Origin of the sequence: Onishia niordana, assembly GCF_004798965.1 — a bacterium.
Lineage (GTDB): Bacteria > Pseudomonadota > Gammaproteobacteria > Pseudomonadales > Halomonadaceae > Onishia > Onishia niordana.
In genome coordinates, this window is record NZ_SDSD01000136.1 from 1 (window position 1) to 251 (window position 251).

Sequence of the window (251 nt, forward strand, 5' to 3'; positions counted from 1 at the left end):
CCTTCTGGAAGTTTAACTGAACCAGTAACGTCAGTTGTGTGGAAGTAGAATTGAGGACGGTAGTTGTCGAAGAATGGAGTGTGACGTCCGCCTTCTTCTTTGCTCAATACGTAAACTTCACCTTCGAATTTAGTATGTGGAGTGATTGAACCTGGTTTAGCGATAACTTGACCACGTTCGATTTCGTCACGTTGAACACCACGGAGAAGTACACCAACGTTATCGCCGGCAAGACCTTCGTCAAGTGTTTT

General features: G+C 45.0%; 1 protein-coding gene. It reads right to left on the reverse strand.

Annotation, left to right across the window (positions count from 1 at the left end):
* A partial coding sequence (locus tag ETC27_RS18235) for an EF-Tu C-terminal domain-related protein (protein WP_500690368.1) occupies positions 1 to 251 on the reverse strand: 251 nt, incomplete at both ends.